Genomic DNA, 23,462 nt, shown 5'->3' on the forward strand with positions numbered 1-23,462 from the left:
TGTGTCTGTACGCCATGGATGGGCGAGGCCGCCGGCTTCGGCAAGCGCCAATCGCAAATCGTTGCGGGCCAGGTGGGCTCAGGCGCGTGCCTCGGCGTCGCCTCGGTGCCTGACATGGTCGATGAACGCGCGCAGCTTGGGCAAGACCTGGCGCTTTCCCGGATAGTACAGGAAAAGCCCAGGCAAGGTCACGGCAAAGGATCTCAGCACCTCCTGCAACCGGCCGTCAGCGACCGGCACGCTGGCGAGCGGCTGGGGCACCTGAGCAAGGCCGGCCCCTTGCATCGCCGCGCCCAGAAGCGTCGGATAATCATGCGCGATCAGCGGCCCGGAGACGATGGCCTCGACCGACTTGTTGCCGTCGACAAAGGGCCAGGGCGCGATCGATCCGTTTGACCGGCGCATGCGCAGGCAGGCATGGCTGCGCAGATCCTCGATGCGTTGCGGCACGTTCCGCTGGCGCAGATAATCAGGGCTGCCGACGACCACGAATGGCAGCGGCGGCGTCAAGCGCACCGCGATCATGTCGGCGGCGACAAATTCGCCGGGCCGGATGCCGGCGTCGAAGCCCTCGGCGGCAAGATCGACGAGTTCTCCACTGGCGACGATCTCCAGCTCGATTTCCGGATAGGCCTGGCAGAAGGATGCGATGAGCGGCTCCAGCAGGATCGGCACCACCGACGGCGGTACCGAGAGGCGCAGCAGCCCGGTCGGCCGCTGGCCGAGGTCGCGCGCCACCTCGCTCGCGGCGACCAGTTCCTCGAATGCAGGTCCGGCACGTGACAGAAAGCGCTCCCCGGCTTCGGTCAGGCCGACGCTGCGCGTCGTGCGGATGAAGAGCGCGGCGCCGATGCGGGCCTCGAGCGTGCGGATCGCCTGGCTCATCGCCGACGGCGTTACCTTGAGCTCGGCCGCCGCCTTGCGGAAATTACGATGCCGGGCCACGCTCAGGAAGGCCTCGACGCCGTCGAGCGCTCCCTGCCTGACTGTGAAGTTCTGCTTCATGGCGCATCGATATTATCGCGGATAGTCGCGGTTCGAAAGCGCCTCTATCTCTGCGGCAACGACGGAAATCCAGAGGAAACCGCAATGACGGATAATCTCGACGCAGTGCGCGCTCACTACCGCGCGAGCGGCCTGACCGAGCGTCTCAAGACGGCGCTGGCCGCTTTGGGACCAGAGGGCCAACGGCTCATGCCGGAGCAGTTGGCGGGGCTCGACCAATTCCACACCCGCGGGCTGGCGGCGACCGCCGAGCTTGCCGGGTTGGCCGGAATTGGCCCGGAAACGATCGTCCTCGATGTCGGATCGGGGCTCGGTGGGCCGGCCCGTTTCCTGGCGGCGACCCATGGCTGCCGGGTGACAGGCGTAGACCTCAGCGAGCCGTTCGTCGAGGCCGCGCACTATCTGACCGAACGAATGGGGCTGGGCGAACAGGTGACGTTCGAGGGCGCCAGCGCACTGGCGCTTCCCTTCGACGACAGCCATTTCGATGTCGTATTGCTGCAGCACGTGGCGATGAACATCACCGAGCGCGGACGGCTCTATGACGAGATCAGGCGGGTGCTTAAGCCGGGCGGCAGGTTTGCCACCTACGACGTCGTGTTGAACGGCGGCGATCCGCATTATCCCGTTCCCTGGGCACGAAGCCCGGCGGAGAGTTTCTTGCTCACCGCGGCTGAAACGCTAGCGCGGATCGAGCAGGCAGGCTTTGAAACGCTGGTATGGCAAGACGACACCGAGGCAGCCAAGGCGTGGTTTTCGCAATTGCGGGCGTCCGGACCGCCCCCTTTGCTCAATCTCGGCCTCGTCATGGGGCCGGACTTCGCGGGAGTTGCCGCCAACCTCGGACGCAATCTCGGGGAAGGCCGGCTGGGCATTCTGACCGCCGTCTTCGAAGCCATTCCGGGCAAGGCTTGAAGGAGGCAGGAATGTCGCCGGCCATGATCTTCGACATCCATCTCGCTCTGGGCTACGTGCCATGGTTGCTGTGCTTCGGCGCCTATGCCTGGCCCAGGCTCAAAGCGATGGACCGCCTCGAGGCGCAACGCGCCATCGCCACGCTGCACAGCTTCCGCTTCTTCGGACTTGTCTTCATGCTTCCAGGTGTCGTCGGGCCCAATCTGCCGGCTGGTTTCGCCATCCTTGCGGCCTATGGTGACTTCGCCACCGGCCTGCTGGCCATGCTGGCGCTTCTCACGGCACGCAGACATCAGCTATTCTGGCCGCTTGTCATCGCCTTCAATCTCGTGGGAGCCGTCGACCTCGTCGTCGACTATTATCAAGGGGTCCAACTCGGCCTTCCCGATCTGGCAGGGGAACTGGGGGCGGCCTACGCGATCCCGATCCTCTATGTGCCGCTTCTGATGATCACGCACATCGCCGCGTTCTATCTGCTGATGCGTCGCCGGCCTGAGGCGGTTCAGGGCTCCCACCCCCGATGAGGAGGGACGGCGTCGGCCTCAGTTGCCGCCTGCCTCCTTCATCTTCTCGATGATTTCGGCCATCAGCGGCGGCCCTCGGGAAAAATCGATTTTTTATGCAACCTCTGATGGGCGCGTGCGTTACACGGCTTCCGGGGGAAGTGAGGTTTGCGATTTGGAGCGTTTCGAGATCCTGTACGAGCCGACAGGCACGTTTTCCATTTTCGACAGATACACCGAATTGCCGGTTGCGGTGGAAGGCAGGGCTTTGATCGGGCTCTGTCGGCACGAAGTGCCGCTGGCCCTGCTCGCCGCCATGGAACCCGACGACAGCGGGGTGCCGTCGCTCTCGCTGTTGAGCGGCTGTCGACCATACGAATATCAACGAGACGACTTGCAAGCGTGAATGAATGCTCGCATAAGTTGCGACAAGGCATACAGCATGAAAGAAAATGGTGCCGTTGTCATAGCATGAAGGGGGAATCATGCCCGATCAGAATGCGCTTATCCGCGCAGCTATCGCACGGCTGCTCTCGGAGAAAACCGGGGTCGCCGTGATTTCGATGAAGGAGAGTATCGAGGAACTGCCGGCGACAGCCCGCAAGGCCCAGACCATTGAAAACCTGCAGGATCTGCTGCTGGAAATGGCAGAGGAGCGTGGAATGATGGTGGAGCTCGATCTTTAGCTCCGAACCCAATCGACATTCAAAACGCAATGTCGTCCGCGCTTCGGATCGGGCGGGAGGATTCAATCGCGGTCGTCTCGACGCTTCCCATGCGATCCATCGTGCGCAGCGGAGGGACAAGAAGCCCTGACAGCGGCGAGGGAGGCTTATGTGGCCGATATCATCTTGAAAGTGTTTGCAAATGCCGACGATGTGCATCTCGTCTGGTCGCATCAGGAGGACATTGAGGGATGTCTGGGATTTGCCATCCAGTGCCGCCGCGGCGCCTCCGCCCCCAACTATCTGTCGAACCGCGTCGGGTTCGAGGACGATACGGAGGTCGACAAGGACGGCAACCGGATCGCCTCGCGTTCCTCGCGGATCTGGCCATTCCAACGCTATGACTGGACGGACCACGCCGCCGACCTTGGCGACGTCATTGCCTATCGTATCGTCGCGAGGGTCAAGGGTGCCGCCGGCGCGCTGGAAGACGGGCCGGCGAGCGAATGGTCCGAAATGCTGACACTTTCCGCCGATTGCGGCGACGGTGCCAGTGTCCACTTCAACCGGGGTTATGTGCTGTCGCAGTTCATGGCGCGTTACATGAAGCGCAAGGGGATCACGCTCAAGGAGTTGAAGGAAACCGCCGTCATCGTCAGCAAGAATGTCGACCGTGAGGCGAGGGCCTTTCTGGGCGGCACTTTGCGCGAAACGATGCTGAAGATGATGGCCGAGGTCGCGGCCGATGACGAGCTGGAGCTGCATGCCGCGCTCTATGAGCTCAGCGACGAGGAACTCATCGACGGGCTCCGCGCCATCGGCAAACGGGCGAAGATCGTCCTGGTGAATGGAAGCGTCGATGCCGAGGGCGAGGATGAAAACGCCGATGCGCGGGCGCGTCTGCGCGGCGCGGATGTTGTCGTGCACGACCGCTTCCTCGCACCGAAAGCACTGGCCCACAACAAGTTCCTGGTCATCGGTCGCGCTGCGAACGACAAGTTCGAGCCGGCCAAGGTGTGGACCGGGAGCACGAACTGGACACCGACCGGTCTCTGCACGCAGCTCAACAATGGCATCATGCTCGAGCATCCGGTGCTGGCAGAGCGGTATGAAGCGCAGTTCAACCTGCTGGTCGACGCAAAGAGCGCGGTTTCCGACGACCTGCTGCGATCCAACAATTCGCCCGAGCAAGGCATCGCTTTCGGTGCCGGCACCATCGACAGCTGGTTCTCGAGCTTGAGCGATGAAATCGACATCAAGGAACTCGTCAAACTGGTGGAAGGTGCGCAGCATGGGGTCTTTTTCGTGATGTTTCAGCCGGGCAACGAGCCGGTGCGAACATTGCTCAGACTTCAAAAGGAGAAGAAGCTCTATGTGCGCGGCGTCGCGACCCGATTCACCGGCAAGGGTCTCGAGGAGTTCAAGCTGCTGAAGGCGAAGCCCGAGGATTTTTTCCTCGATGCGGCGCAGGACACCGGGGTTGAGAAACCGGTCGGGCAATGGGCCGTGGAAGGTACGGCTGCCGACTTCGAATCGGCCATAGGTCACGCCATCACGCATTCAAAAGTGCTGGTGATCGATCCATTCAGCGACGATCCCATCATCGTCACGGGCTCACATAATTTTTCGCACTCGGCGAGTGCCGCAAACGACGAGAACTTCATCGTCATTCGGGGCCACAAGAAGATCGCCATGCACTACGCCATCAACGCCATGCAGACCTACAGCCACTATCGCTGGCGTGCCTATCTCGCGGAGGCGGCCAAGGAGAGGAAGGATCCCTTCCAATATCTGTCGCGTGACCCGGGCTGGCAAAAGCGCCGGACCACCGGCGAGACCAAGCGCATGCTGGCGTTCTGGATGGCAGGCACCTAGTCTAGAGCAATTCCGGGAAAGGCGCGTCGCCTTTCCCGGCAGTTGTAAAAACAAAGGGTTAGAGCCGTTTGCCGTTAGCGGGAGACGGCGAGCGGCTCAGCGTACCGTCGCCGTAGATCATGCGGCGGCGCGGAAGGTTGCGCGCACACGTGGCACCGGCTGGCGGTCGGCGACGACGAGATCGGCCAGAAGCCCGGCTTCGATGGCGCCTCGATCGGTGAGCCCGAGCGCCGCGGCCGGATTGGCGCTTGCCAGCGCCGCAGCCTTCGCCAGGCCACTGTCGCGCAGTTCCGCCAGGCCGAGCACGGCCGGCAGGATCGAGGCCGGGTGATAGTCGCTGGCCAGCATGTCGAGCAGCCCGGCCTCATAGGCCTGGCGGGCGGAAAGATTGCCCGAATAGGATTCTCCACGCAGCGCGTTGGGCGCGCCCATGGCCGTATACATGCCCAGCCGGCGGGCTTCCCGCGCCGCCTCCAGCGCGCCGGTCTGGCTCGGGATGGCGTGCGGCCGCGAATACTGTCGGTCTTCGACCTGACACGGATCTTGGTGCCGGACTATCGCCCGCTCGCCAGCCAGTATCCATTCGTGGTTCGGGGTTCGCTAACTACTGGGCGCCGGGCGTCCATTCGGGCAGCGGCGCCAGGCTGCGGTTGAACTGCTTCCACCACATCGCCTCATCTATCTCGCAGCAGGCTCGAAGCATGGCGTGTGCCTTCTCGAAAGCCTGAGTCGCGAGATCGTCGAACGTCATCTGCGCGTCGTACGGCACCGACACCACCAGTTCCTGACCGGTCTGTGTACCCCCTTCGTCGACCTGAAGATAAAGCCAGACGACGAAATGCGCGCCTTGGCCGCTCGCGTCCGCATTGCCGATTTTAATGCGGTCGATGCCTGCTGCGGTGACTCTCATGCTGGGACCTCTTCCATCGAGCTCAGAATGCCTCCAGAAGTCCGTCGCGATCAGGAAGGTTCCGTCACCGCTGTCGCTATGGTGAAGTAATGATAAAGAGCCGATTGGGCCAGCGTTGCTTAGCTACAGCCGCAGCGGCCCTACTAGCGCCGTTGCCTTGGCGCTACCCCAGGTCGAAAATGCCTCCGATGAAAGCAGTCCCCAGGCTCATCACTCCAAGGCTCGTGCTGCGGGCGCCGCGCCAACGGGATATCCCGGCATGGTTTGCGCGCGCCACCGATGTCGAATCCGCCTCCCTTGCCGGCGATCCCGTTCCCGACGACATGAGCGCGGGCGAGCGATGGTTAGCCCGCTCGCGTCAGCGCTTGGCTGACGGCAAGGCGATCCAGTGGTCCATAGACCGGGCATCGGAGGCGATCGGGACGATAACCCTGTCTTTCGCAACCGACGCCAAGGCAGCCGCATTGGGATTTGTGCTGGCGCGTGCGCATTGGGGACAGGGACTGGGCAGCGAGGCCGCGCGCGAAGTCATTCGCTATGCTTTTGAGACCTTGGCGCTTGACCAGCTAACGGCCGAGGCGGTGACGCGCAATGTCGCGTCGCTGCGAATCCTGGCGAAGCTCGGCTTCAAACATGTCGAGAGCTTCGTCGATGAGTCCGACGGCGAGCACTGCGAGCGTTTTGCGCTCGACGCAGACGCCGGAACGTCACTGTTGGCGAGCCAGGCTTAGAGTCATCCGCTCGCGGTCCCGGGCTGACATCGGGGCACTCCAAAGAACAGCCCGTGCTTGTTCAAGTCAATCACAGGTAGTCGCAGCCTTAAGCGCTTCGGCACGGGCAGGTTCGGGCAAATTCGCGATCCTTCGAACGGAAGCGTAGAATTTCGGATAATCGCCGGAGCACAGGTCGAACAGGCGAAGAAACGCCGGAACCTGTTCGCCGTAGACAGAAGTCGCGGCGAGCTTTGCATTGTTGATCGGGGCGTTGAACCAGGCGTCGTAGCCCCGGTATCCGGCCCAGCGTCTGTCGCGCATTTGCCGGTAGCGCATCCGCAGCCTGTCGAGCGTGGCTGCCTTGGCAGCCGCCATCTCATCCGGGGTACGGGAGCTTTCATAGACCTGCCTCAATTCGTCGCGCGTTTTCGACACCAGTCCGAGAAAATCGGCGCTGCGCTTGCGATCGGCTTCGTAGCGGCGCAAGCCGGCGCGATCGCCGGCCGCGCGGAGCCATTTTCTTGTGCCGGTGGTTTCGACGGCAACCGCGAAAGCCTCATTGAATGCGGAATCGCCGTTCACATAGAGGCGCTGATGCGCCAGTTCATGAAAGATGAGGCTCGCGAGATAGGTGTCGTCCTGACGCAGCATGGTGCTGAGCAGCGGGTCACTGGACCAGCCCAGCGTGGAATACGCGGTGATGCCGGTGACATAGACGTCCAACCCCTGTCCATGAAGTGCGACGGCGCTTTCGGTTGCGGATTTGCGATCGAAGTAACCCCGGTACGGAACGCAGCCGAAAACCGGAAAGCACCATGTTTTTGGCGTGAGCGAGAACTGCGGCGCGGCAAAAACGGCCCAGGTCACTGCATCCCGGTGGATGTCGACATAGCTGTGATAGCTGCTGTTTTCGGGCAGCGCCAGCTCGTCTGTCGCAAACCGCCTTATAGCGCTCGCCGACGTCAATTTGGTTCGCAATGCCGCAGGTGTCGAAGGGGCCTTGATCAGTTTTCCGACGTCTTCGCGCGCGGCCATGATCCGGACATGGCCCTCCAGCGATTGCGCGTAGTAGGAAATGCTGGTGCAACCGCTCATGGCGGACGCCATGACCACCGCAGCAAACAATCGAAAAACGCGCTTCACTTCTTCCCCACCGCTTCGTCACCTGCCCATGGAGCACATGTCCGGCGGACCGTCCACTGGGCATGCCCTCGAAGCTGCCGGTCTGCCGCCGGCTCCATATTGGCCGGGTGCATGTCTATCGCGAACCTCACCACCACGAACCTCTCCAACACACCACGACCCGGCAGGCCGGGGCAGATGCCAAATCTCGCCCACCGCTGACTCTTTCCCCGATCCTCAAACGTCTTAGCTACAGTGAAACACTGGAGCAGGGTCAATGAGCCTCAGGGATAAGAAAATCGTGGTCACCGGCGGCAGCCGGGGGCTTGGCCTCGGCCTGGTCGAAGCGCTGGTCGAGCAGGGTGCAAGCGTGACCGTGGTCGCGCGGGGCGCCGAGGCATTGCAAGCGGTCGGTGCGCGGCTTGGGGTCGCCACCATTGCCGCCGATGTCACGGACGAGGACGCGGCCTATCGCATTCTTGGCGAGGTCCGCCCAGACATAGTGGTGCTGAACGCCGGTGCCACGCCCCGGATGGGGCGGCTGGACCAGTTGAAGTGGGCGGATTTCTCCGTCGCCTGGGAGACCGACGTCAAGGCCGGGCTCTACTGGCTGCAGGCGGCGCTGAACCTGCCGCTCAAGCCGGGCAGCCGGGTGCTGGTCGGGTCGAGCGGTGCCGCCGTCACCGGGTCGCAGATGTCGGGCGGCTATGGCGGCTCCAAGCGGATGCTGTGGTTCATGGCCAAATACGCCAATGGCGTGGCGCGGGAGAAGGGCCTCGGCATACGCTTCCAGGCGATCGTGCCGCGGCAGATGATCCTCGGCACCGGGATCGGCGACGCGGCGGCCGGCGCCTATGCCGGCTCGATGGGCATCACGCCGGAAGAATTCATCACCCGCTTCGGCGCGCCTATGCCGCCCCGGGCTTTCGGCGACAGGGTGGTTTGCGTGCTGGAAGACCCGCAATATGCCGAGGGCGTCGTCTTCGGCCTCAGCGGCGACGCGGGCGTGACGATCATGGAGGGCCCTTGAGCGAGGGAAAGCCAGCCGTGGAGCGCGACCGGCAGGAGGGGCTGCTTGCCCTTGCCGCAGCGCTGCGGCCGGAGCTGCACCGCTATTGTTCGCGGCTGATGGGCTCGGTCATCGACGGCGAGGATGTGGTGCAGGATACGTTCGCGCGCGCCTTCGTTGCCCTGGACGAGTTGCGCGAGGTGCCGCAGCTCAGGCCCTGGCTGTTCCGGATCGCCCACAACCGCGCGCTGGACCTTTTGCGCAGCCGCGCGATCCGCGCCGCCGAGCCCATCGAGGCGGCGCTTGAGATTGCCGACGAGGCCGACCCGGTGGAGATGCTGATGCGCAGGCAAGCCGTGCAAACCGCCGTGTCGCGCTTCGCGGAGCTTCCGGTGCCGCAACGCAGCGTGATCATCCTGAGGGATGTGCTCGACGAGCCACTGGCCGACATCGCCGCCTTGCTTGATATCACGGTCGATGCGGTGAAGGCGCATCTTGCGCGCGGCCGCGCCCGGCTTCGGCGGATCAACGCCGAGCCCAGGCCGCTCCCCGATGCGCGCATCGCATCCGCGGCGACCGTGCGCTACGTCACTCTGTTCAACCGACGCGACTGGGACGGCTTGCGCGCGCTGCTGGCCGACGATGTGCGGCTCCACCAGTCCATGCATCCGCCGCGCGCGGGCGCCGCCGACGTCGGCATGTTCTTCACGATCTACGCCAAGAGCGACGGCTTGTGGCTCAGGCCGGCATGGGTCGAGGGCCGCGAGGTGATCGCGGTGTTCGAAGACCGGGCCGCCGCGAAGCCAAGTCATTTCATGTGGCTGGAATGGCGCGAAGGCCGGATCAGCTTCATTCGCGACTACCGCTATGTCCACTACGTTCTCGACGACGCGGACCTGGTGCTGGCGAGGGAAGCCGGCTCTGGTGGCAATGGACGCCGATAGGCGACAGCAGGTGGCGGGCCGGATCGACTCCCGACGGCGGCGGGCGCGGGCCGCCGAATCAAGGCGAGGCGTCGTGTGCTTTACGACGGGATCAAGGACGAGACCTCGCGGTCGGACGGCCGCTCACTCGTCGCCAGCCCAGTGGCCACGCCGGCGCGGTCGGCGGCGTTGCGGTTCTGGCTCATCTTGCGCTTGCCCTCGAGCCTGATGACCGGCATGCGCAGGCCGACAATGCCGCGAAGCTGCGACTGGATGAAGTCGGGCGGCGCGTCCGACACCGCCCAGGGCGCGGCGCGCGCGCCCTCATGCAGGTTCGTCAGCCGGGTGACGACCTCCAGCAGCCTGTCCGCATCGTCGAAGAACTCGACCGGCCCATAGGCGTGGACGGCGGCGTAGTTCCAGGTCGGCACGACCTTGCCGGTTTCCTGCTTGGTCGGGTACCAGGCCGGCGTCACATAGGCATCCGGCCCCATGAAGATGGCAAGTCCGTCGCCGATCGCAGGAACACGCCACTGCGGGTTGGCCCTGGCCAGATGGCCATGGATGACGCCATGCTCGCCCTCGGTTTCGTCGAGAAAGAGGGGCAGGGGCGTGGCGAGCGGCCCGTCCGCCGTGGCGGTGACGAGGTTGGCCAGCCGCGCGGCGCGGATCGTCGCCATCAGGCTGTCCTTGTCGTCGTCGCGGAAGGCGGGCGGCGTGTACATTTTGAACTCCTTGCGTTGGCCTGACAGATGCCACACAATCCGCCCCGTTGGAAATGTCCCAGTTTCGAAGAGTCCAGGTGGCCAGTTGATCGGGGATGGAGCCGCCGTGCTGGCCGGGTCGCGCTGAAATCAGCCGAGCAGGTTGCGCGCCGTGCGCATGAAGATCCTCGAGCCGATCGGGATCAGGTCGTCGGGAAAGTCGTAATCGGAATTGTGCAGCGCCGGGTGGTGTTCGCCGGCACCAAGGAAGAACATCGCCGATGAGGCGCTGTGGCCGAACAGGCCGAAATCCTCCGAGGCACGCATCGGCAAGGCTTCCTCGCCATGCGCGACGCTCTCTTCGTCGAGGGCGCGCCGCAGATGCTCGACCGCGTCCGGCGCGTTGACGCTGGCGACGAAGATCTCGTGATAGTCTGAGCGTGCGGAGAGGCCGTGGCGGCCGGCGATCTCCTTGACCAGCGCCTCGGCGGCCGCACAGAGGTCGGCCATGCGCTCGTCGCGGCGGGTGCGCAGCGTCGCCCAGACCTCGGCGTGGGCGGGCGCGATGCCGAACACGGCTTCGCCCATCCGCGCATGGGTGACGGTGATCATGGAGAAATCGTCATCGGCGAAGGTCGCGCGGCCGAGCGCGGGCAAAGCCGGCATCAGCTCACTGATCGCGAGCATGGGCGAGGTTCCGGTCTCGGGCATGGAGGAATGCGCGGTCTTGCCCTCCAGCACGATGCGCATGCCGCGCGAGGCGCAGTTGACCACGCCGGGCTTGAGCCTGACCTCGCCGAACGGCACGCCGGGCAGATTGTGCAGCGAGAAGGCGAAATCGGGCGCGATCTCGCCGAAGCGGGGATCGGCGACGACGCCGGCCGCGCCATTGCCGGTTTCCTCCGCCGGCTGGAACATCAGCACGACGCGGCCGCTGGCGGGCCGTTCGCGGCCGAACTGGCGGCCAAGCGAGGCCAGGATCGCGGTGTGTCCGTCATGGCCGCACATATGCGACTTGCCCGGCACTTGCGATGCATGCGGCACGCCGGACAGTTCCTCGATCGGCAGCGCATCGAGTTCGGACCGAAACAGGACGGTCGGTCCGTTTTTGCCGCTGTCGTAGATGGCGGCGACGCCGTGGCCGCCGAGACCGGTCAGCACCTTGTCGGGCCCAGTGTCGGCGAGAAAGGCGACGACCTCTTTCGCCGTCTTCTCCTCCTCGTTCGAGATTTCCGGCTGGCGGTGCAGCTTGCGCCGCCACTCGGTCAGTTCGACAATGTCGCGATTGGTCAGGGTCATGGTTTTTCGCCTCCACTGCAGTCCTGTGCTAGCGATAAACGGCCGTGCCTGCCACGGTCCAACTCCCAGGCTTCGGCGGGCCAGGCCTCCCGACGGACTTACTTCACGCGGTTGGGGCAGAGCGCCTTGAACTGGTCGAGTGTGTAGTCGTAGCCCGAGGCGCCGGAGCCATCCAGCACCACGTTCTCGTCGACGGCGGTGATCCGGTAATCGGTCGTCACATCCGTGCCCTTGTTGCGGCCCTGGAACAGCATGGCGGCGCCATAGAAGGTGGTGAACTCGCCGGTCTTGCAGTTGGCGGTGATCTCGAAGTGCAGCGGCGCCTTCATTTCCGCGTCGACGCACTCCTGGGTGAAATCGTGGCCATATTCGCGGCAGTAGACGCGGGCGTTCCGCCTGTCGTGTCTGGCCAGGATGCTGGCGTGCGTGGAGCCGATGCCCCGACTTCTTGACGATGGTGAGCTCCATTCCGACCCTGGAGCCGTAATAGAGCGTCGCGGCGCCAGCCGGCGCGGCCAGCAGCATGGCGCAAGGCACAGCCAAGAGACGTCGCATGGAAACTCCTCCCCCGGGACAGAGGATTGACGCGCGGCATCTTCCGGTCAAGCCTTAATGTGGCCCTGCACTTACGCTTCCCTGGACGGGCTTCAGGTCAGGTGGACCGCATTTTGCCGCACCTGGCCCAATCGCCTCGGCCCGGGAAACGGATGGTCATTATGAGACGATTGTTTATAACGGTCGCTGAAATCGCGATACCAAGGGGAGACGATGCGCTACATACGTCCGCTTTCAATCGAAGATGCCGTCGGCCAACTGGCCGGATCGGCCGGCCCCGCCGCAATCCTTGCCGGGGGCAGTGACCTTCTGGTGAGGATGAAGGGCGGCTTTGTCGAACCCGAACTGATCATCGACATCAAGTCGATCGCCGGCTTGCGCGACATCAGGGAAACCGCCGACGGCTTCAGCATCGGCGCCGCCGTGCCCTGCGCCGTGCTGGGCGAGAACGCCGCCTTGAAGAAGGCCTGGCCTGGCGTCGTCGAAGCGGCGAAGTTGATCGGCTCCAAGCAGGTGCAGGGACGCTGCACCATTGTTGGCAATCTCTGCAACGCCTCGCCGGCGGCCGACAGCGTGCCGGCGCTGGTGGCGGCTGGCGCTCGCGCCGTGGTCGTCGGCCCATCGGGCAAGCGCACCATCGCCGTGGAGGCCGTGCCGACCGCGCCGGGCCGGACATCGCTCGCCAAGGGTGAGATCATCGAGGCGATCCTGCTCGACAAGCGCGCGCCGCGCTCGGCCGATGCGTATCTCAGGTTCATTCCGCGCACCGAGATGGACATCGCCGTGGTCAGCGCCGGCGTGAACCTGACGCTGGACGCAGCCGGCATCGTGACGGCGGCCCGCGTGGCGATCGGCGCCGCCGCGCCGACCGTGCTTTTGGTGGAAGAAGGGGCGCAGGCCCTGATCGGCCGCAAGCTCGACGAAGCGGCGCTGGAGCGGCTGGCCAAGGTCTGCGCCGGGGCCTGCCGGCCCATCGACGACAAGCGAGGCACAATCGAATTCAGACGCAAGGTTGCGGGCGTGCTGGCGAGGCGAGCCGCACAGACCACCTATGCACGCGCAGGAGGCAAATGATGGCTGGTGTAGCTGTTTCAACCACAATCAACGGCGACAGCGTCGAATATCTTTGCCAGCCCGACGAGACGCTGCTCGAGGTGCTGCGCGACCGGCTCGGTCTGACCGGCGCCAAGGAAGGCTGCGGCACGGGCGACTGCGGCGCCTGCAGCGTCATCGTCGACGACCGGCTGGTGTGTTCGTGCCTGGTGCTCGGCGCGGAAGCGGAAGGCCGCCGCATCGAGACCGTCGAGGGCATGGCGCATGGCGACACGCTGCACCCGCTGCAGCAGAAATTCCTGGAGCACGCGGCCCTGCAATGCGGCATCTGCACGCCCGGCTTCCTGATCGCGGCCAAGGACCTGCTCGCCAAAAACCCCGACCCGACCGAGGAGGAAATCCGCTTCGGGCTGGCCGGCAATCTCTGCCGCTGCACCGGCTATGACAAGATCGTGCGCGCCGTCCAGGAGGCCGCAATCGTCATGAAACAAGCGTAGGAGCGTGACCATGAATTTCGATCCACGGTACTCCAACCGCAATTTCGCGTCGGTAGGCACCCGCCCGATCCGTCCCGACGGCGTCGACAAGGTGACCGGCCGCGCCCGCTACGGCGCCGACTTCAACATGGCCGGCCAGCTGGTCGGCCGCGTGCTGCGCAGCCCGCACGCGCATGCCAAGATCAGGAAGATCGACACCTCGAAAGCGGAAGCGCTTCCCGGCGTCAAGGCGGTGATCACCGCCGCCGACCTGCCCGATCTCACCGATGGCGACGCCGCCATGTACGACATCCTCGACAATTGCATGGCGCGCACCAAGGCGCTCTATGACGGCCACGCGGTGGCCGCCGTGGCCGCGATCGATGCCCACACGGCCAGGCAAGCGCTGAAGCTGATCGTGGTCGACTACGAGGTGCTGCCGCATGTCACCGACGTCGACGAGGCGATGCAGCACCACGCGCCCCTGATCAACGACACGGTCTTCACCGAGGGGCTGGAGGAAAAGCCGGCAAAACCGTCCAACGTCACCAAGCGCTCGCAGTTCGGCCATGGCGACGTCCATCAGGGCTTCGGCCACGCCGATTTCATCGTCGAGCGCTCGTTCAAGACCGAGCAGACGCACCAGGGCTATATCGAGCCGCATGCCTGCGTGGCCAATGTCAGCTCCGACGGCACGGCGGACCTCTGGGTGTGCACGCAGGGCCATTTCGTCTACCGCCAGCACTGCGCGCAGCTGCTTGGCATGGAAGCCTCGAAGCTGCGCGTCACCTCCTCGGAGATCGGCGGCGGTTTCGGCGGCAAGACCCATGTCTGGGCCGAGCCGGTGGCGCTCGCGCTGTCGCGCAAGGCCGGACGCCCGGTGAAGCTGGTGATGACCCGCGACGAGGTGTTCCGCGCCTCAGGGCCAACCAGCGCCACCTCGATCGACGTCAAGATCGGCGCCCGCAAGGACGGCACGATCACCGCCGCCGAAGCGACGCTGCGCTACACAAGCGGCCCCTATGCCGGCACCTGGGCCGAGATCGGCGCCATGACGGCGTTCGCCTGCTACAAGCTCGATAACGTCAAGACGGTGGGCTTCGAAGTGCTGGTCAACCGGCCGAAGACCGCCGCCTATCGCGCGCCGTCGGCCCCGATGGCGGCCTTCGCGGTGGAGAGCACCGTCGATGAGCTCGCCAAGGAGCTCGGCATGGATCCGGTCGAGTTTCGCATCAAGAACGCCGCCCAGGAAGGCACGCGCTCGTCCTACGGCCCGGTCTACGGCCCGATCGGCATCGGCCCGACGCTGGAAGCGGTGAAGAACCATGCGCACATGAAGGCGCCGCTCAAGGCAAATCAGGGGCGCGGCATGGCCTGCGGCTTCTGGTTCAATTTCGGCGGCCAGACCTGCACCGACCTGAACATCGGCATGGACGGCTCGGTGTCGCTCGCCGTCGGCACGGTGGATGTCGGCGGGTCCCGCGCCTCGCTGTCGCTGGTGGCGGCGGAGGAGCTCGGCATCGCCTATGAACAGGTCAAGGCCATCGTCGCCGATACGTCGAGCCTCGGCTACAACGACATGACCGATGGCAGCCGGGGCACCTTCTCGTCCTCGATGGCGACGATCTCGGCCGCCCGCAACGCGATCAAGATCCTGCGCGAGCGCGCCGCGCAGATGTGGGATATTTCCGTCGACGACGTCGTCTGGGAACAGGGCCACGCGGTCGCCAAGGGCGAGAAGCACGGCAATCTCGGCAAGCTGTCGCTGAAGGAGATCGCGGCCAAATCGGGCACCACCGGCGGGCCGATCGCCGGCCATAGCGAGCTCGTCGCCGACGGCGCCGGCGTGTCCTTCGCCACCCATATATGCGATGTCGAGGTCGACCCCGAGACGGGTGCGACCAGGGTGATCCGCTACACGGTGGTGCAGGATGCCGGCAAGGCGGTGCACCCGACCTATGTCGAGGGCCAGTACCAGGGCGGTGCGGCGCAAGGCATCGGCTGGGCGCTCAACGAGGAGTATATTTACGGCAAGGACGGCCGGCTGCAGAACGCCGGCTTCCTCGACTACCGCATCCCGGTTTGCTCCGACCTGCCGATGATCGACACGATGATCCTGGAAATCCCCAACCCCAACCACCCCTATGGCGTGCGCGGCGTCGGCGAAACCTCGATCGTGCCGCCGCTGGCGGCGATCGCCAACGCGGTCTCGAACGCGGCGGGCGTGCGCATGACCCACATCCCGATGTCGCCGCCGCGCATCCTGGCGGCGATCGAGGCGGAACGGGAAGGCTAGGGCCAGATGAGGTTCTGATGGTCGAAGTCACGCTCTGGGGCGCGCTGGCCACGACCGCCGGAGGCAACAGCAAGGTCGAGGTCGAGGCCAAGGACATAAGGGAGCTGTTCAGGAAACTCGCTGAACAGTATCCCGGCCTGGAGCCATGGATCGACCGCGGGATTGCGGTGGCGATCGACGGGACGATTTACCGGGATACGTGGAGTAAGGAGCTGCCGCCGGGGGCGGAGATTTTTTTGCTGCCGAGGTTGGCTGGGGGGTGAGGGGGGCGAGGCGAGGACGCGAGGTATGTTGAACGGCCAGCTTTGCGCCGGATTTTGGTCATTCAGGGACCCTTCGTCATTTCCGTACCCGGCTCACGCCAACTTGTTGCCAAGCTTGCTCAACTTCCTGGTCATCCTTCGCCCGAAGTTCCAGAAGTCTTCAGCTCGAAAGATGGTGGTTGGCTGCCTCCGCTCTAAGAAATTGCTCTACCTCGCCAGTTGGCAATGACACGAAGCGTTCTATGAAGGCGCTCGGTACTTCTCGGCCCGAGATGCTCTCCGACTCGGACACGCCGGCAAGTCGAAGAAGTCGCAAAGTTTTGGCTTCACGCTTAGGGCTATCCCAAACTCGTGTTATAGGCTTGCCCAAATCCGATCCGCCTTGCTCAAGCAGCATTAGAACAGCGTCACTAACATATCGCGTCACATGCAGCTGATCTAGGATCTTAGCATCATATATTCTAACCGCTTCATGGCAGAGTTTGATGATGCTAGCAGCTTCTTTGAATGTAGGAGATGAGGCGGAGTCAAAGTGTGACAATAGTTCTTTGACATCAAGTCCACTATGATTCTCGTTGAAATAGGTCCCATCACTAAGGAGCGTTTTGCGCTTTGCGTTATCGATGCGATCGTCGGATAGCGAATGGACGCGACGGTTGCGCCACTCGATAGCCACTTCCAAAGCGGCCTTGTGACTCTCCCGAAGCTGAGGCAGATGCTTGTCAAAGACGTTCAAACGTTTTGCGACACTGCGCCCCGTACCATCCATCGCAGAGACAAAGCATGATGGTAGCGCACAAGGCTTGCGTACCGACAACATGAAATACGTGTCGAGCGCGTCTATCGCCCTAACTAGGGATAGGTCTAATGCGAAAACTCTGCTTCGCTCAGCTGAACGCAGCGAGTCTTTAGGATTCCATGAAGTACGGAATTCCTCATCAAGCGCTATCTTGTTTTTCCTGATGCCGTTTAGGCCGACCAGAATAGTGATGAGGAAGTGGTTTGCTTGTCCAAGCAGGTCTTTGAAAGCCCATCTAGCATGGGTTCTGTTTAGTACGAACATGCGCCCCTCTGTGGTGCCGCGCGCGAATCGAACGCACCCGTCCGCTTTGAGAGAGCATTCAGAGCTCTTTGAAGGCGGGACTCCCATGAGCTTGCGGCGACACACCGCATAAAGCAATGTAGGCGCGACTTCAATAAGGTCGCGTATACCGTCTCGGCGTTCTCCGACGGCGACTCTGCACTGTCGGCACCACCACAATCATATTGCGGAGCGCAGGCAAGGTCGAGGTCGAGGCCAAGGACATCAAACTGCGGTGGAGCGGCTGAAGCGATGTTGGCGCCGTAATTCTGCGCCGAACCGTGCCTTGGCTCCGGAGTCGTAATCATTAACGTTGTGGAATAATCCTTCACGACTCCTTGCCAAAGGAGTCGAATTGGCGGCAGTTTTCATGCTTGTTCTATTTAAGGATTCGCGTGTTTCATCTCTCCTCCGACAATCTTGACGACTTGATGAGGCGGACCTTCATCCGCCTATTGTCTGGCAGCAAGCGAAACAACCGTGTAAGTTCGCGCAAGGGCAAAAGTACAGAGATATTTGGGGCGCTCCTGGAACTAACGAACTCCCGTGCACGCCTTGGGCGATCTGAAGCCCGCGCCAGGGTGTTCAGCCCGCTTGGTGAGTTGCTTTGGTACCTTTCGGGCAGCAATGGGCTAGAGCAGATCAACTATTACGTGCCTGGTTACCACGAGTTCTCCGACGACGGCTTGATCCTCAATGGCGCCTACGGTCGACGCATGTTCGGAGAGGCTCGCCGAAACGCAGACACCGAAATCAATGACGAGTGGCAGCGCGTGATTGATACCTTGAAGGCCGAACCGGGATCCCGGAATGCAATAATCCAAATTTACGCCAACGCTGACGGGGCACGAAAGGGTCCGGAGGGCAAGAGGAGCAAGGATATTCCGTGCACCTGCACAATCCATTTTGTCATTAGGAAGAAGCGATTGCATTTGCATGTGCATATGCGGTCAAATGACGTCTTCCTGGGTTTGCCCCATGATGTATTTGCGTTCACCATGCTACAAGAGATCGCGGCCCGCGAACTCGGCGTTGAGGTGGGCACATACCAACATTCGGTGGCGAGCCTGCATCTCTACGACGATACCGACACACAGACGGCACGAACCGACGCCCTTAGCTACGTAAACGAGGGGCTACACGACATTGTGCCCATGCCGCCCATGCCCCTGGGAGATCCGTGGCCGGCCATACGACAGGTTTTGCGTGCAGAGGGCGAGATCAGAGCCGGCAATCCGGATTATGAACCGCCCATTGGTATGGACCAATACTGGCAGGACATAATTCTACTGTTGCGCGTCTTTGCTCTAGGGAAGTACCGGGATGGCGAAGGTGCGGAAGAACTACTCGGTCGATTGCACCATGGCGGGTTCAGGCTCTACGTGCTCGACCGCATCGCCAAGAAGAAGGTGGCCGAGCCGGCCATCAAGGACCTATTCGAAACGAAAGAATTAGATGCCAAAGGGGAACCATAAGAACCGCCAAGCCGAACTTTTGGCTGGGCTTGCTGCTTACGAAGCGGAATTTGGCCCACTGCCCGGCATCGTTGAGCCCGCAGCGCGGGCGACGCTTGTCGAACAGATGATTTCAAGCTTGAGACGCATCCATTATGTCCGCGGATTTCGTGATCGGCCGATTATGTCGCCGGAGCGAATAGACCCGCACTCGCCACTCTTCGATCCGCTGAAGGGAGCCTACTATCTCGATAGAAAGGGGGCGCGCGATGAAGCGATATGGATTGCTTTTATCGGCACTCATTTTGGCAAGCATGCACGAGACGGCTGGAAACTGGCGGCCAACGTTATGGGTTCATTCGGCCAGGGTCCTGTGTGGACGCTGAAGCAATACGGCGCTCATACCGCCCAGTTTGAAGCCATGCTGGCAGCTCATGAAGCAGATTTGAAGTCAAAGACCGTATCCGGCCGGTTCTCCAATCATCGCCAATATCAGAGCAAAAAGATCGACAAGATCGCCTTGGTCTTCTCGACCTTTCACGAATGGCTGAGCGGCTCTGGTGGTGTCAATGCCAGGGTCCGATTGGTTCATAAAAGCGTAGGGCAGAATCCGACGGCTGTGTTCAAGGAACTCTATCGATCAATGAAGGAAGTCTACGGCTTCGGCCGCTTAGGGAGTTTTGATTTCCTGACCATGATCGGCAAGCTTGATCTTGCTCCCATCGAAGCCGACAGCGTGCATTTTACAGGTGCAACAGGCCCGCTATCTGGCGCCAAACTGCTCGTCTTGGGTGACAAGGACGCCAATGGTCCGACCAAGACCATCGAAAATGCAGTCGATACTCTCGACGCCTACCTTAATGTCGGTAAGCAAGTGCTTGAGGACAGCCTTTGCAATTGGCAGAAGAGCCCGACGACCTACGTATATTTCAGAGGCTAATCGATCAAGTCTGGCACGTGGGCGTCGTCATTCCAGCGATACCGTCGCTTAAGGAAGTTCATCTTACTGTGGTCTAAATACTTTGCCCGCTGTAACTGGCCCACTATGATACCAGGCGTCACGTCGGCCTGGCGGGCAATCGCAATAATCGACCTAGGTCGGACTCCACTGTGTCGCAGGTCCTCCCGAAGCTCCATTGGGAAAAGAACGTCCTGAGCGAATTCGTTGGCTTCAGATTCCTGCCGTTCGGTGTCGGTGCCCATGGCGACAGTGCCCTCGCCATCGATATGGCTCTTACCGTGGAGGACGACATGGCCCGCTTCATGGAAGAACGTGAACCAGAAGTGATCTTCCGACATATGCCTGAAGCTGAGCAGGATCACCGGATTGCCGTCCGCGTTGAACCACGATGCACCGCTCGCTCGACACCCGTCAGGTGTCCGCGCGGTTGCCACAGCTACGCCAACAGTGCGACAGGCCTCTACGAGGCGTGGAAGAAAGACGGAAGGACGCTTGTAGGCTGATAGCTTCTTGAGGCCCGGAAGGATGCGCTTAAATGCTGCGCGATCGAACTTGGGTATATCTCGATCAATAACCGTCAACTCGCCGGCTCTGAGCCAAACCAGAGTGGCCATGCCATCGGAGGCCAGAGATAGAGACGTGCGAAACGCGACCGCCCCAACGCCTGAGGAGTATCGTTGTCCCCACTCTTGGAGAGTCCCGCAGCCGAAGAAGGCGAGAATTTCGCCCATCAGCTTGTCCTTGGCCCGAGCGCCTCTCTGCGTCCAGCCATACTTGCGCATGGAGGCAACAGGCATAGATGCAAGCCAAGTCTCTTCTGAGGTTTGTGAGTTTCGCTCATCGAGTCGAGCCATGTCAAGGACGTACGCCTTATCGCGGGCAAGCCAAAAGCGCGCGGTTGAACCAAGATTATCAGCAAGAACGGCCGCGTCGCTTTCGGTCAGTCGACGACGACCGGTGATAACTGCGTCGAAATCTTTGCTCGATATGCCCATGGCGTCAGCGAGTTCAGCGGCATCAATTTCTCTGCTGGTCATCAGCCGGAAAATTGTATCGCCCGGCGGGGAAGACCAATTGGATTCAGTCATACCAGCACCTTCCCATCCTGAACGATCCGCAGAAGTCTGACGCGATGAACCTGGCGCCAGTTGTGCACGTCATTCGGAGCAGAGCCTATTGGCTCTACTTCCAATACAGCCAAATGTCCTAGCAAATAGTTTAACCCTATTTTGCCGTCGGCAAGCTCGATTTCCTGCGTGCCGGGCACTTCCCCCATGTACATCGCGTCACGTATATCGGCGACTATGCTGTGAAACGAACGAGCCAAGTCTTCGCCGAGCATCTTACGCGCCGCCTTTCCATCCGTAGCCGCCGATCTGATTTTCGACGTGAGATAGCTTAATTCCAAGGGAAGCGTCCGCAGGTAGACCCCAGGGACAGCTGCCGCCACTATTTCGCTGATGCGAGTAGCGAGCGTTAGACCGGGGAAATGGACAAGTCGAATCATTCATCAGAAAAGAGCATGAGGATATCGCGCAACGACTGATGTATCAACGCGACTTTCGGTCCGCAGTTCACCACCTTCAATAATTGATCTTTTGACCATAGTCGTATCATCGTTGAGCTGGCGACGTCTCATGTCCGCCTCCAGATGGTCGCGCTTAGGGTTGGTGGTGTTGCGGTGGATCAGGATGCTCACGCCGCCGTGGTTCGGCTGCAGGAACCAGCGAGGCGAAAATTTCGGTGGCGAAGGAGACCTGGGAGATGGTCTGCTCGTGCGGGCCGACCGGCTCGTCGCGCCAAGTGCCAGGCACACGCGGAAACGGTCTCCCGCAACCGCCCTACGCTCCAAACACCCCAGCCACCTTTGCCCGCCCATACGCCAGCGCCGCAATCGCCAGATCCCCCACCGCCAGCCCCCGAAAAACAAACGCCGTGGTCTCGCCTGCGCCCTCTCGCCCCACAAAATCCCCGCAGACCAGGCCTGTCAGGTCGCCGGCGACCATCGTGGGATCGATCATCGGCTTGGGCATTTTCGCTTCCTGCTCCAGGTCGTCGACGATGATGCGGTCGAAGCGGCGCATCGTCTGCGGCAGCCAGGGCAGGGCCTGGTCGGTCATCACGGTGAAGCTTCCCGGCTTCAGCCAGTTCGCGTCGACGAATGGCGCGGGCCTGGGCACCAGGGTCACCGTCGTCACCACCATGTCGGCGCCTTCGATCGCCGCTCTTGCGGTATCGCATGGGATGGCTTGCAGCCCTCGCGAGCGCGCCATTTGGCACAGCGCGTCGCGATTGGCCGTGCCGCGGCCGAAGGCGCGGATTTCGCGCAAGGGGAAGAGGTCGGCGAATGTCTCTAAATGTCCACGCGCTTGCACCCCGCAGCCGATGAAGGCCAGGGATGACGCGTCGCCGCTGGCCATGCGCCTGGCGGCGACGGCGCTCAAGGCGGCCGTGCGCTTCTCCGTCACCCAATTGCCGTCGACCAGGGCCAGCGGCAGGCCGGTTTCGGCGTCGAGCAGCGTGATCAGGGAATTCAGCGTGGCCAGTCCGCGTCCGGCGTTGCGCGGATTGACGACCAGCGACTTCGTCGCCAGCACGGGCGGCGTGGACGCAACGCCGAGCGTGGCCATGATGTAGCGGTCGTCGCCCGGCAGCACCACCGCTTTCGGCGCGCACCAGACCTCGCCGCGCCTCTGGCTGACGATCTGGCGTTCGATCTCGTCGACCATGTCGGCCGTGGAAATCGACAGGCGGTCGAGCAGCGCGGATGACAGATAGGGCAAGGTTTCGGCGGCCAAGGGTTTCATCCTGTCATGCCCTATGGGATCATCAAACCCCGCGACAGGGCTAAACAGCCCGCTCATCGCGGGCACTCAAGCCTCCAGCGTCGGCTCGGTATTCACCTCCAGCGCCTCTTCCGCCTCATGCTCCTCGCCCAGAACTTCCCCATGCACCTCCAGCGGGTGCCCGATCCAGATCGGGTCGACCAGATGGTCGCGCTTGGGGTTGGTGGTGTTGGGGTGGATGAGGATGCTCAGGCCCTGGTGGTTCAGCATCAGCCAGGGAACCAGCGTAGCGAAAATCCCGGGGGCGAAGGAGACCTGGTACATGGCCTGCCCATGCGGGCCGACTGGTCCGTCGTGCCAATTTCCCAGGCGCACGCGGAAGCGTTCCGCAATGCGCTGGCGCAGCCATTCGGCGTGCTGCCGCTCGGCCTGTCCGTCATAGTAGATATGGGCGTGGTAGCTGGCGATCTCGGCGAGTTGTCTTGGATTGGGGGGGCTCGGCTGCCCGGCCGGCGTTGAACTGGCTTTGCTCATCTCGGTTCTCCCCCTGGTGACGCGTCCGGCGGAACTTTAACCGAAGCGCTTGTATCTTGTCTGTAGCCGGGGCGGCGTGCGCCGGGATCAGCGACAAACAGGCTGTGGGCGCCGCGCAATGGTCGGCTATTCGATCGAATTTCTTTGCAACCCGTTAATTCGGCCATGCGTCAATAAGCATCTGCTAATTATCCGATGGCGTGGGGTACGCAATGACCAAAAATCTTGGCAATGGACGCTATGTGCCGCCCAGGGACACAAGCGTCTCCTTCCTCGGCAAGGTCGCGCCGGCGCTGTTCCCGCTCGTCGTGGCGGCGCTGGGCTATGCGATCGGGCGGCAGTTCTTCGGCCTCTAGGCCG

27 protein-coding genes and 1 pseudogene are annotated in these 23,462 nt (G+C 62.6%); 15 read left to right on the forward strand and 13 right to left on the reverse strand.

Going from position 1 to position 23,462, the window contains the following annotated elements; all coding sequences use genetic code 11:
* Positions 1-78 precede the first annotated feature (78 nt).
* Positions 79-1,005 (reverse strand): LysR substrate-binding domain-containing protein, encoded by a 927-nt coding sequence (locus tag O7A60_RS26895; protein WP_337108768.1) that lies wholly within the window; start codon positions 1,003-1,005, stop codon positions 79-81.
* 84 nt (positions 1,006-1,089) lie between these two features.
* On the opposite strand from O7A60_RS26895, the gene O7A60_RS26900 reads away from it, so the two are divergent.
* The 5 genes from O7A60_RS26900 (at position 1,090) to O7A60_RS26920 (ending at position 4,963) form a co-directional block, all read left to right on the forward strand.
* Complete coding sequence (locus tag O7A60_RS26900) at positions 1,090-1,920, forward strand: class I SAM-dependent methyltransferase (protein ID WP_337108769.1); 831 nt, start codon at positions 1,090-1,092, stop codon at positions 1,918-1,920.
* Between the two features lie 11 nt (positions 1,921-1,931).
* Positions 1,932-2,444, forward strand: a complete 513-nt coding sequence (locus O7A60_RS26905) for a hypothetical protein (protein WP_337108770.1) — start codon at positions 1,932-1,934, stop codon at positions 2,442-2,444.
* A 22-nt stretch (positions 2,445-2,466) separates the two neighbouring features.
* Complete coding sequence (locus tag O7A60_RS26910; protein WP_337108771.1) at positions 2,467-2,829, forward strand: hypothetical protein; 363 nt, start codon at positions 2,467-2,469, stop codon at positions 2,827-2,829.
* A 79-nt stretch (positions 2,830-2,908) separates the two neighbouring features.
* Positions 2,909-3,109 (forward strand): hypothetical protein, encoded by a 201-nt coding sequence (locus tag O7A60_RS26915; RefSeq protein WP_337108772.1) that lies wholly within the window; start codon positions 2,909-2,911, stop codon positions 3,107-3,109.
* A gap of 150 nt (positions 3,110-3,259) precedes the next feature.
* Positions 3,260-4,963, forward strand: coding sequence for a phospholipase D-like domain-containing protein (locus tag O7A60_RS26920; protein ID WP_337108773.1), 1,704 nt, complete (start codon positions 3,260-3,262; stop codon positions 4,961-4,963).
* A 58-nt stretch (positions 4,964-5,021) separates the two neighbouring features.
* Here O7A60_RS26920 and O7A60_RS26925 read toward each other — a convergent pair.
* Positions 5,022-5,440, reverse strand: a pseudogene (locus tag O7A60_RS26925) (amidohydrolase family protein); the annotation flags it as partial.
* Between the two features lie 127 nt (positions 5,441-5,567).
* Entirely contained in the window at positions 5,568-5,873 is a 306-nt protein-coding gene (locus tag O7A60_RS26930; protein ID WP_337108774.1) for a hypothetical protein, read from the reverse strand.
* Positions 5,874-6,097: 224 nt separating this feature from the next.
* Here O7A60_RS26930 and O7A60_RS26935 point away from each other — a divergent pair, with 224 nt between their 5' ends.
* Positions 6,098-6,604, forward strand: coding sequence for a GNAT family N-acetyltransferase (locus tag O7A60_RS26935; protein WP_337108775.1), 507 nt, complete (start codon positions 6,098-6,100; stop codon positions 6,602-6,604).
* A 66-nt stretch (positions 6,605-6,670) separates the two neighbouring features.
* Here O7A60_RS26935 and O7A60_RS26940 read toward each other — a convergent pair whose 3' ends face one another.
* Positions 6,671-7,693, reverse strand: coding sequence for an aminopeptidase (locus tag O7A60_RS26940; RefSeq protein WP_337108810.1), 1,023 nt, complete (start codon positions 7,691-7,693; stop codon positions 6,671-6,673).
* A gap of 292 nt (positions 7,694-7,985) precedes the next feature.
* Between O7A60_RS26940 and O7A60_RS26945 the strand changes: the two genes are divergently transcribed.
* The gene (locus tag O7A60_RS26945; RefSeq protein WP_337108776.1) at positions 7,986-8,738 is read left to right on the forward strand and encodes an SDR family NAD(P)-dependent oxidoreductase; all 753 of its coding nucleotides are present in this window, start codon (positions 7,986-7,988) and stop codon (positions 8,736-8,738) included.
* Positions 8,735-9,661: a sigma-70 family RNA polymerase sigma factor gene (locus tag O7A60_RS26950; protein ID WP_337108777.1), complete on the forward strand. Its 927-nt coding sequence runs from the start codon at positions 8,735-8,737 to the stop codon at positions 9,659-9,661. Before O7A60_RS26945 ends, O7A60_RS26950 begins: the two co-directional genes overlap by 4 nt.
* An 80-nt stretch (positions 9,662-9,741) precedes the next feature.
* On the opposite strand, the gene O7A60_RS26955 is transcribed toward O7A60_RS26950, so the two are convergent.
* The 3 genes from O7A60_RS26955 to O7A60_RS26965 all read right to left on the reverse strand — a co-directional run bounded on the left by O7A60_RS26955 (position 9,742) and on the right by O7A60_RS26965 (position 11,972).
* Positions 9,742-10,365 carry an FMN-binding negative transcriptional regulator gene (locus tag O7A60_RS26955; RefSeq protein ID WP_337108778.1) on the reverse strand — a complete coding sequence of 208 codons (624 nt, stop codon included), beginning with the start codon at positions 10,363-10,365 and terminating at the stop codon, positions 9,742-9,744.
* A gap of 129 nt (positions 10,366-10,494) precedes the next feature.
* Complete coding sequence (locus O7A60_RS26960; protein ID WP_337108779.1) at positions 10,495-11,643, reverse strand: amidohydrolase; 1,149 nt, start codon at positions 11,641-11,643, stop codon at positions 10,495-10,497.
* Between the two features lie 98 nt (positions 11,644-11,741).
* Positions 11,742-11,972, reverse strand: coding sequence for a hypothetical protein (locus O7A60_RS26965; RefSeq protein ID WP_337108780.1), 231 nt, complete (start codon positions 11,970-11,972; stop codon positions 11,742-11,744).
* A gap of 439 nt (positions 11,973-12,411) precedes the next feature.
* Between O7A60_RS26965 and O7A60_RS26970 the strand changes: the two genes are divergently transcribed.
* From O7A60_RS26970 to O7A60_RS26985, 4 genes are read left to right on the forward strand one after another with little or no spacing between them, the layout of a single operon-like run.
* Positions 12,412-13,272: an FAD binding domain-containing protein gene (locus tag O7A60_RS26970; RefSeq protein WP_337108781.1), complete on the forward strand. Its 861-nt coding sequence runs from the start codon at positions 12,412-12,414 to the stop codon at positions 13,270-13,272.
* Complete coding sequence (locus O7A60_RS26975; RefSeq protein WP_337108782.1) at positions 13,272-13,748, forward strand: (2Fe-2S)-binding protein; 477 nt, start codon at positions 13,272-13,274, stop codon at positions 13,746-13,748. The genes O7A60_RS26970 and O7A60_RS26975 overlap by 1 nt, the downstream gene beginning before the upstream one ends.
* A gap of 10 nt (positions 13,749-13,758) precedes the next feature.
* A complete protein-coding gene (locus tag O7A60_RS26980) occupies positions 13,759-16,023 on the forward strand; it encodes a xanthine dehydrogenase family protein molybdopterin-binding subunit (protein ID WP_337108783.1) in 2,265 nt (754 codons plus the stop codon).
* 17 nt (positions 16,024-16,040) lie between these two features.
* Positions 16,041-16,286 (forward strand): MoaD/ThiS family protein, encoded by a 246-nt coding sequence (locus tag O7A60_RS26985; protein ID WP_337108784.1) that lies wholly within the window; start codon positions 16,041-16,043, stop codon positions 16,284-16,286.
* A gap of 160 nt (positions 16,287-16,446) precedes the next feature.
* On the opposite strand, the gene O7A60_RS26990 is transcribed toward O7A60_RS26985, so the two are convergent.
* Complete coding sequence (locus O7A60_RS26990; RefSeq protein ID WP_337108785.1) at positions 16,447-17,349, reverse strand: hypothetical protein; 903 nt, start codon at positions 17,347-17,349, stop codon at positions 16,447-16,449.
* Between the two features lie 413 nt (positions 17,350-17,762).
* On the opposite strand from O7A60_RS26990, the gene O7A60_RS26995 reads away from it, so the two are divergent.
* Positions 17,763-18,842, forward strand: coding sequence for a thymidylate synthase (locus O7A60_RS26995; RefSeq protein WP_337108786.1), 1,080 nt, complete (start codon positions 17,763-17,765; stop codon positions 18,840-18,842).
* On the forward strand, positions 18,823-19,761 hold the full coding sequence (locus tag O7A60_RS27000; protein WP_337108787.1) for an alpha-glutamyl/putrescinyl thymine pyrophosphorylase clade 3 protein: 939 nt from the start codon (positions 18,823-18,825) through the stop codon (positions 19,759-19,761). Before O7A60_RS26995 ends, O7A60_RS27000 begins: the two co-directional genes overlap by 20 nt.
* Here the strand turns inward: O7A60_RS27000 and O7A60_RS27005 are convergent.
* The 5 genes from O7A60_RS27005 to O7A60_RS27025 form a co-directional block, all read right to left on the reverse strand.
* Positions 19,758-20,870 (reverse strand): ImmA/IrrE family metallo-endopeptidase, encoded by a 1,113-nt coding sequence (locus O7A60_RS27005; RefSeq protein WP_337108788.1) that lies wholly within the window; start codon positions 20,868-20,870, stop codon positions 19,758-19,760. The two genes, O7A60_RS27000 and O7A60_RS27005, sit on opposite strands and share 4 nt — an antisense overlap.
* Complete coding sequence (locus O7A60_RS27010; RefSeq protein ID WP_337108789.1) at positions 20,867-21,190, reverse strand: hypothetical protein; 324 nt, start codon at positions 21,188-21,190, stop codon at positions 20,867-20,869. Before O7A60_RS27010 ends, O7A60_RS27005 begins: the two co-directional genes overlap by 4 nt.
* Positions 21,191-21,292: 102 nt before the next feature.
* Positions 21,293-21,481, reverse strand: a complete 189-nt coding sequence (locus O7A60_RS27015) for a hypothetical protein (protein ID WP_337108790.1) — start codon at positions 21,479-21,481, stop codon at positions 21,293-21,295.
* Positions 21,482-21,623: 142 nt separating this feature from the next.
* A complete protein-coding gene (locus O7A60_RS27020; protein WP_337108791.1) occupies positions 21,624-22,589 on the reverse strand; it encodes an ornithine cyclodeaminase family protein in 966 nt (321 codons plus the stop codon).
* A 66-nt stretch (positions 22,590-22,655) separates the two neighbouring features.
* On the reverse strand, positions 22,656-23,102 hold the full coding sequence (locus tag O7A60_RS27025; RefSeq protein WP_337108792.1) for a DOPA 4,5-dioxygenase family protein: 447 nt from the start codon (positions 23,100-23,102) through the stop codon (positions 22,656-22,658).
* A gap of 212 nt (positions 23,103-23,314) precedes the next feature.
* Here O7A60_RS27025 and O7A60_RS27030 point away from each other — a divergent pair, with 212 nt between their 5' ends.
* The gene (locus O7A60_RS27030) at positions 23,315-23,458 is read left to right on the forward strand and encodes a hypothetical protein (protein WP_337108793.1); all 144 of its coding nucleotides are present in this window, start codon (positions 23,315-23,317) and stop codon (positions 23,456-23,458) included.
* Positions 23,459-23,462 lie beyond the last annotated feature (4 nt).

Source organism: Mesorhizobium salmacidum (SeqCode), from assembly GCF_037179605.1.
Taxonomy (GTDB): Bacteria; Pseudomonadota; Alphaproteobacteria; order Rhizobiales; family Rhizobiaceae; genus Mesorhizobium; species Mesorhizobium salmacidum.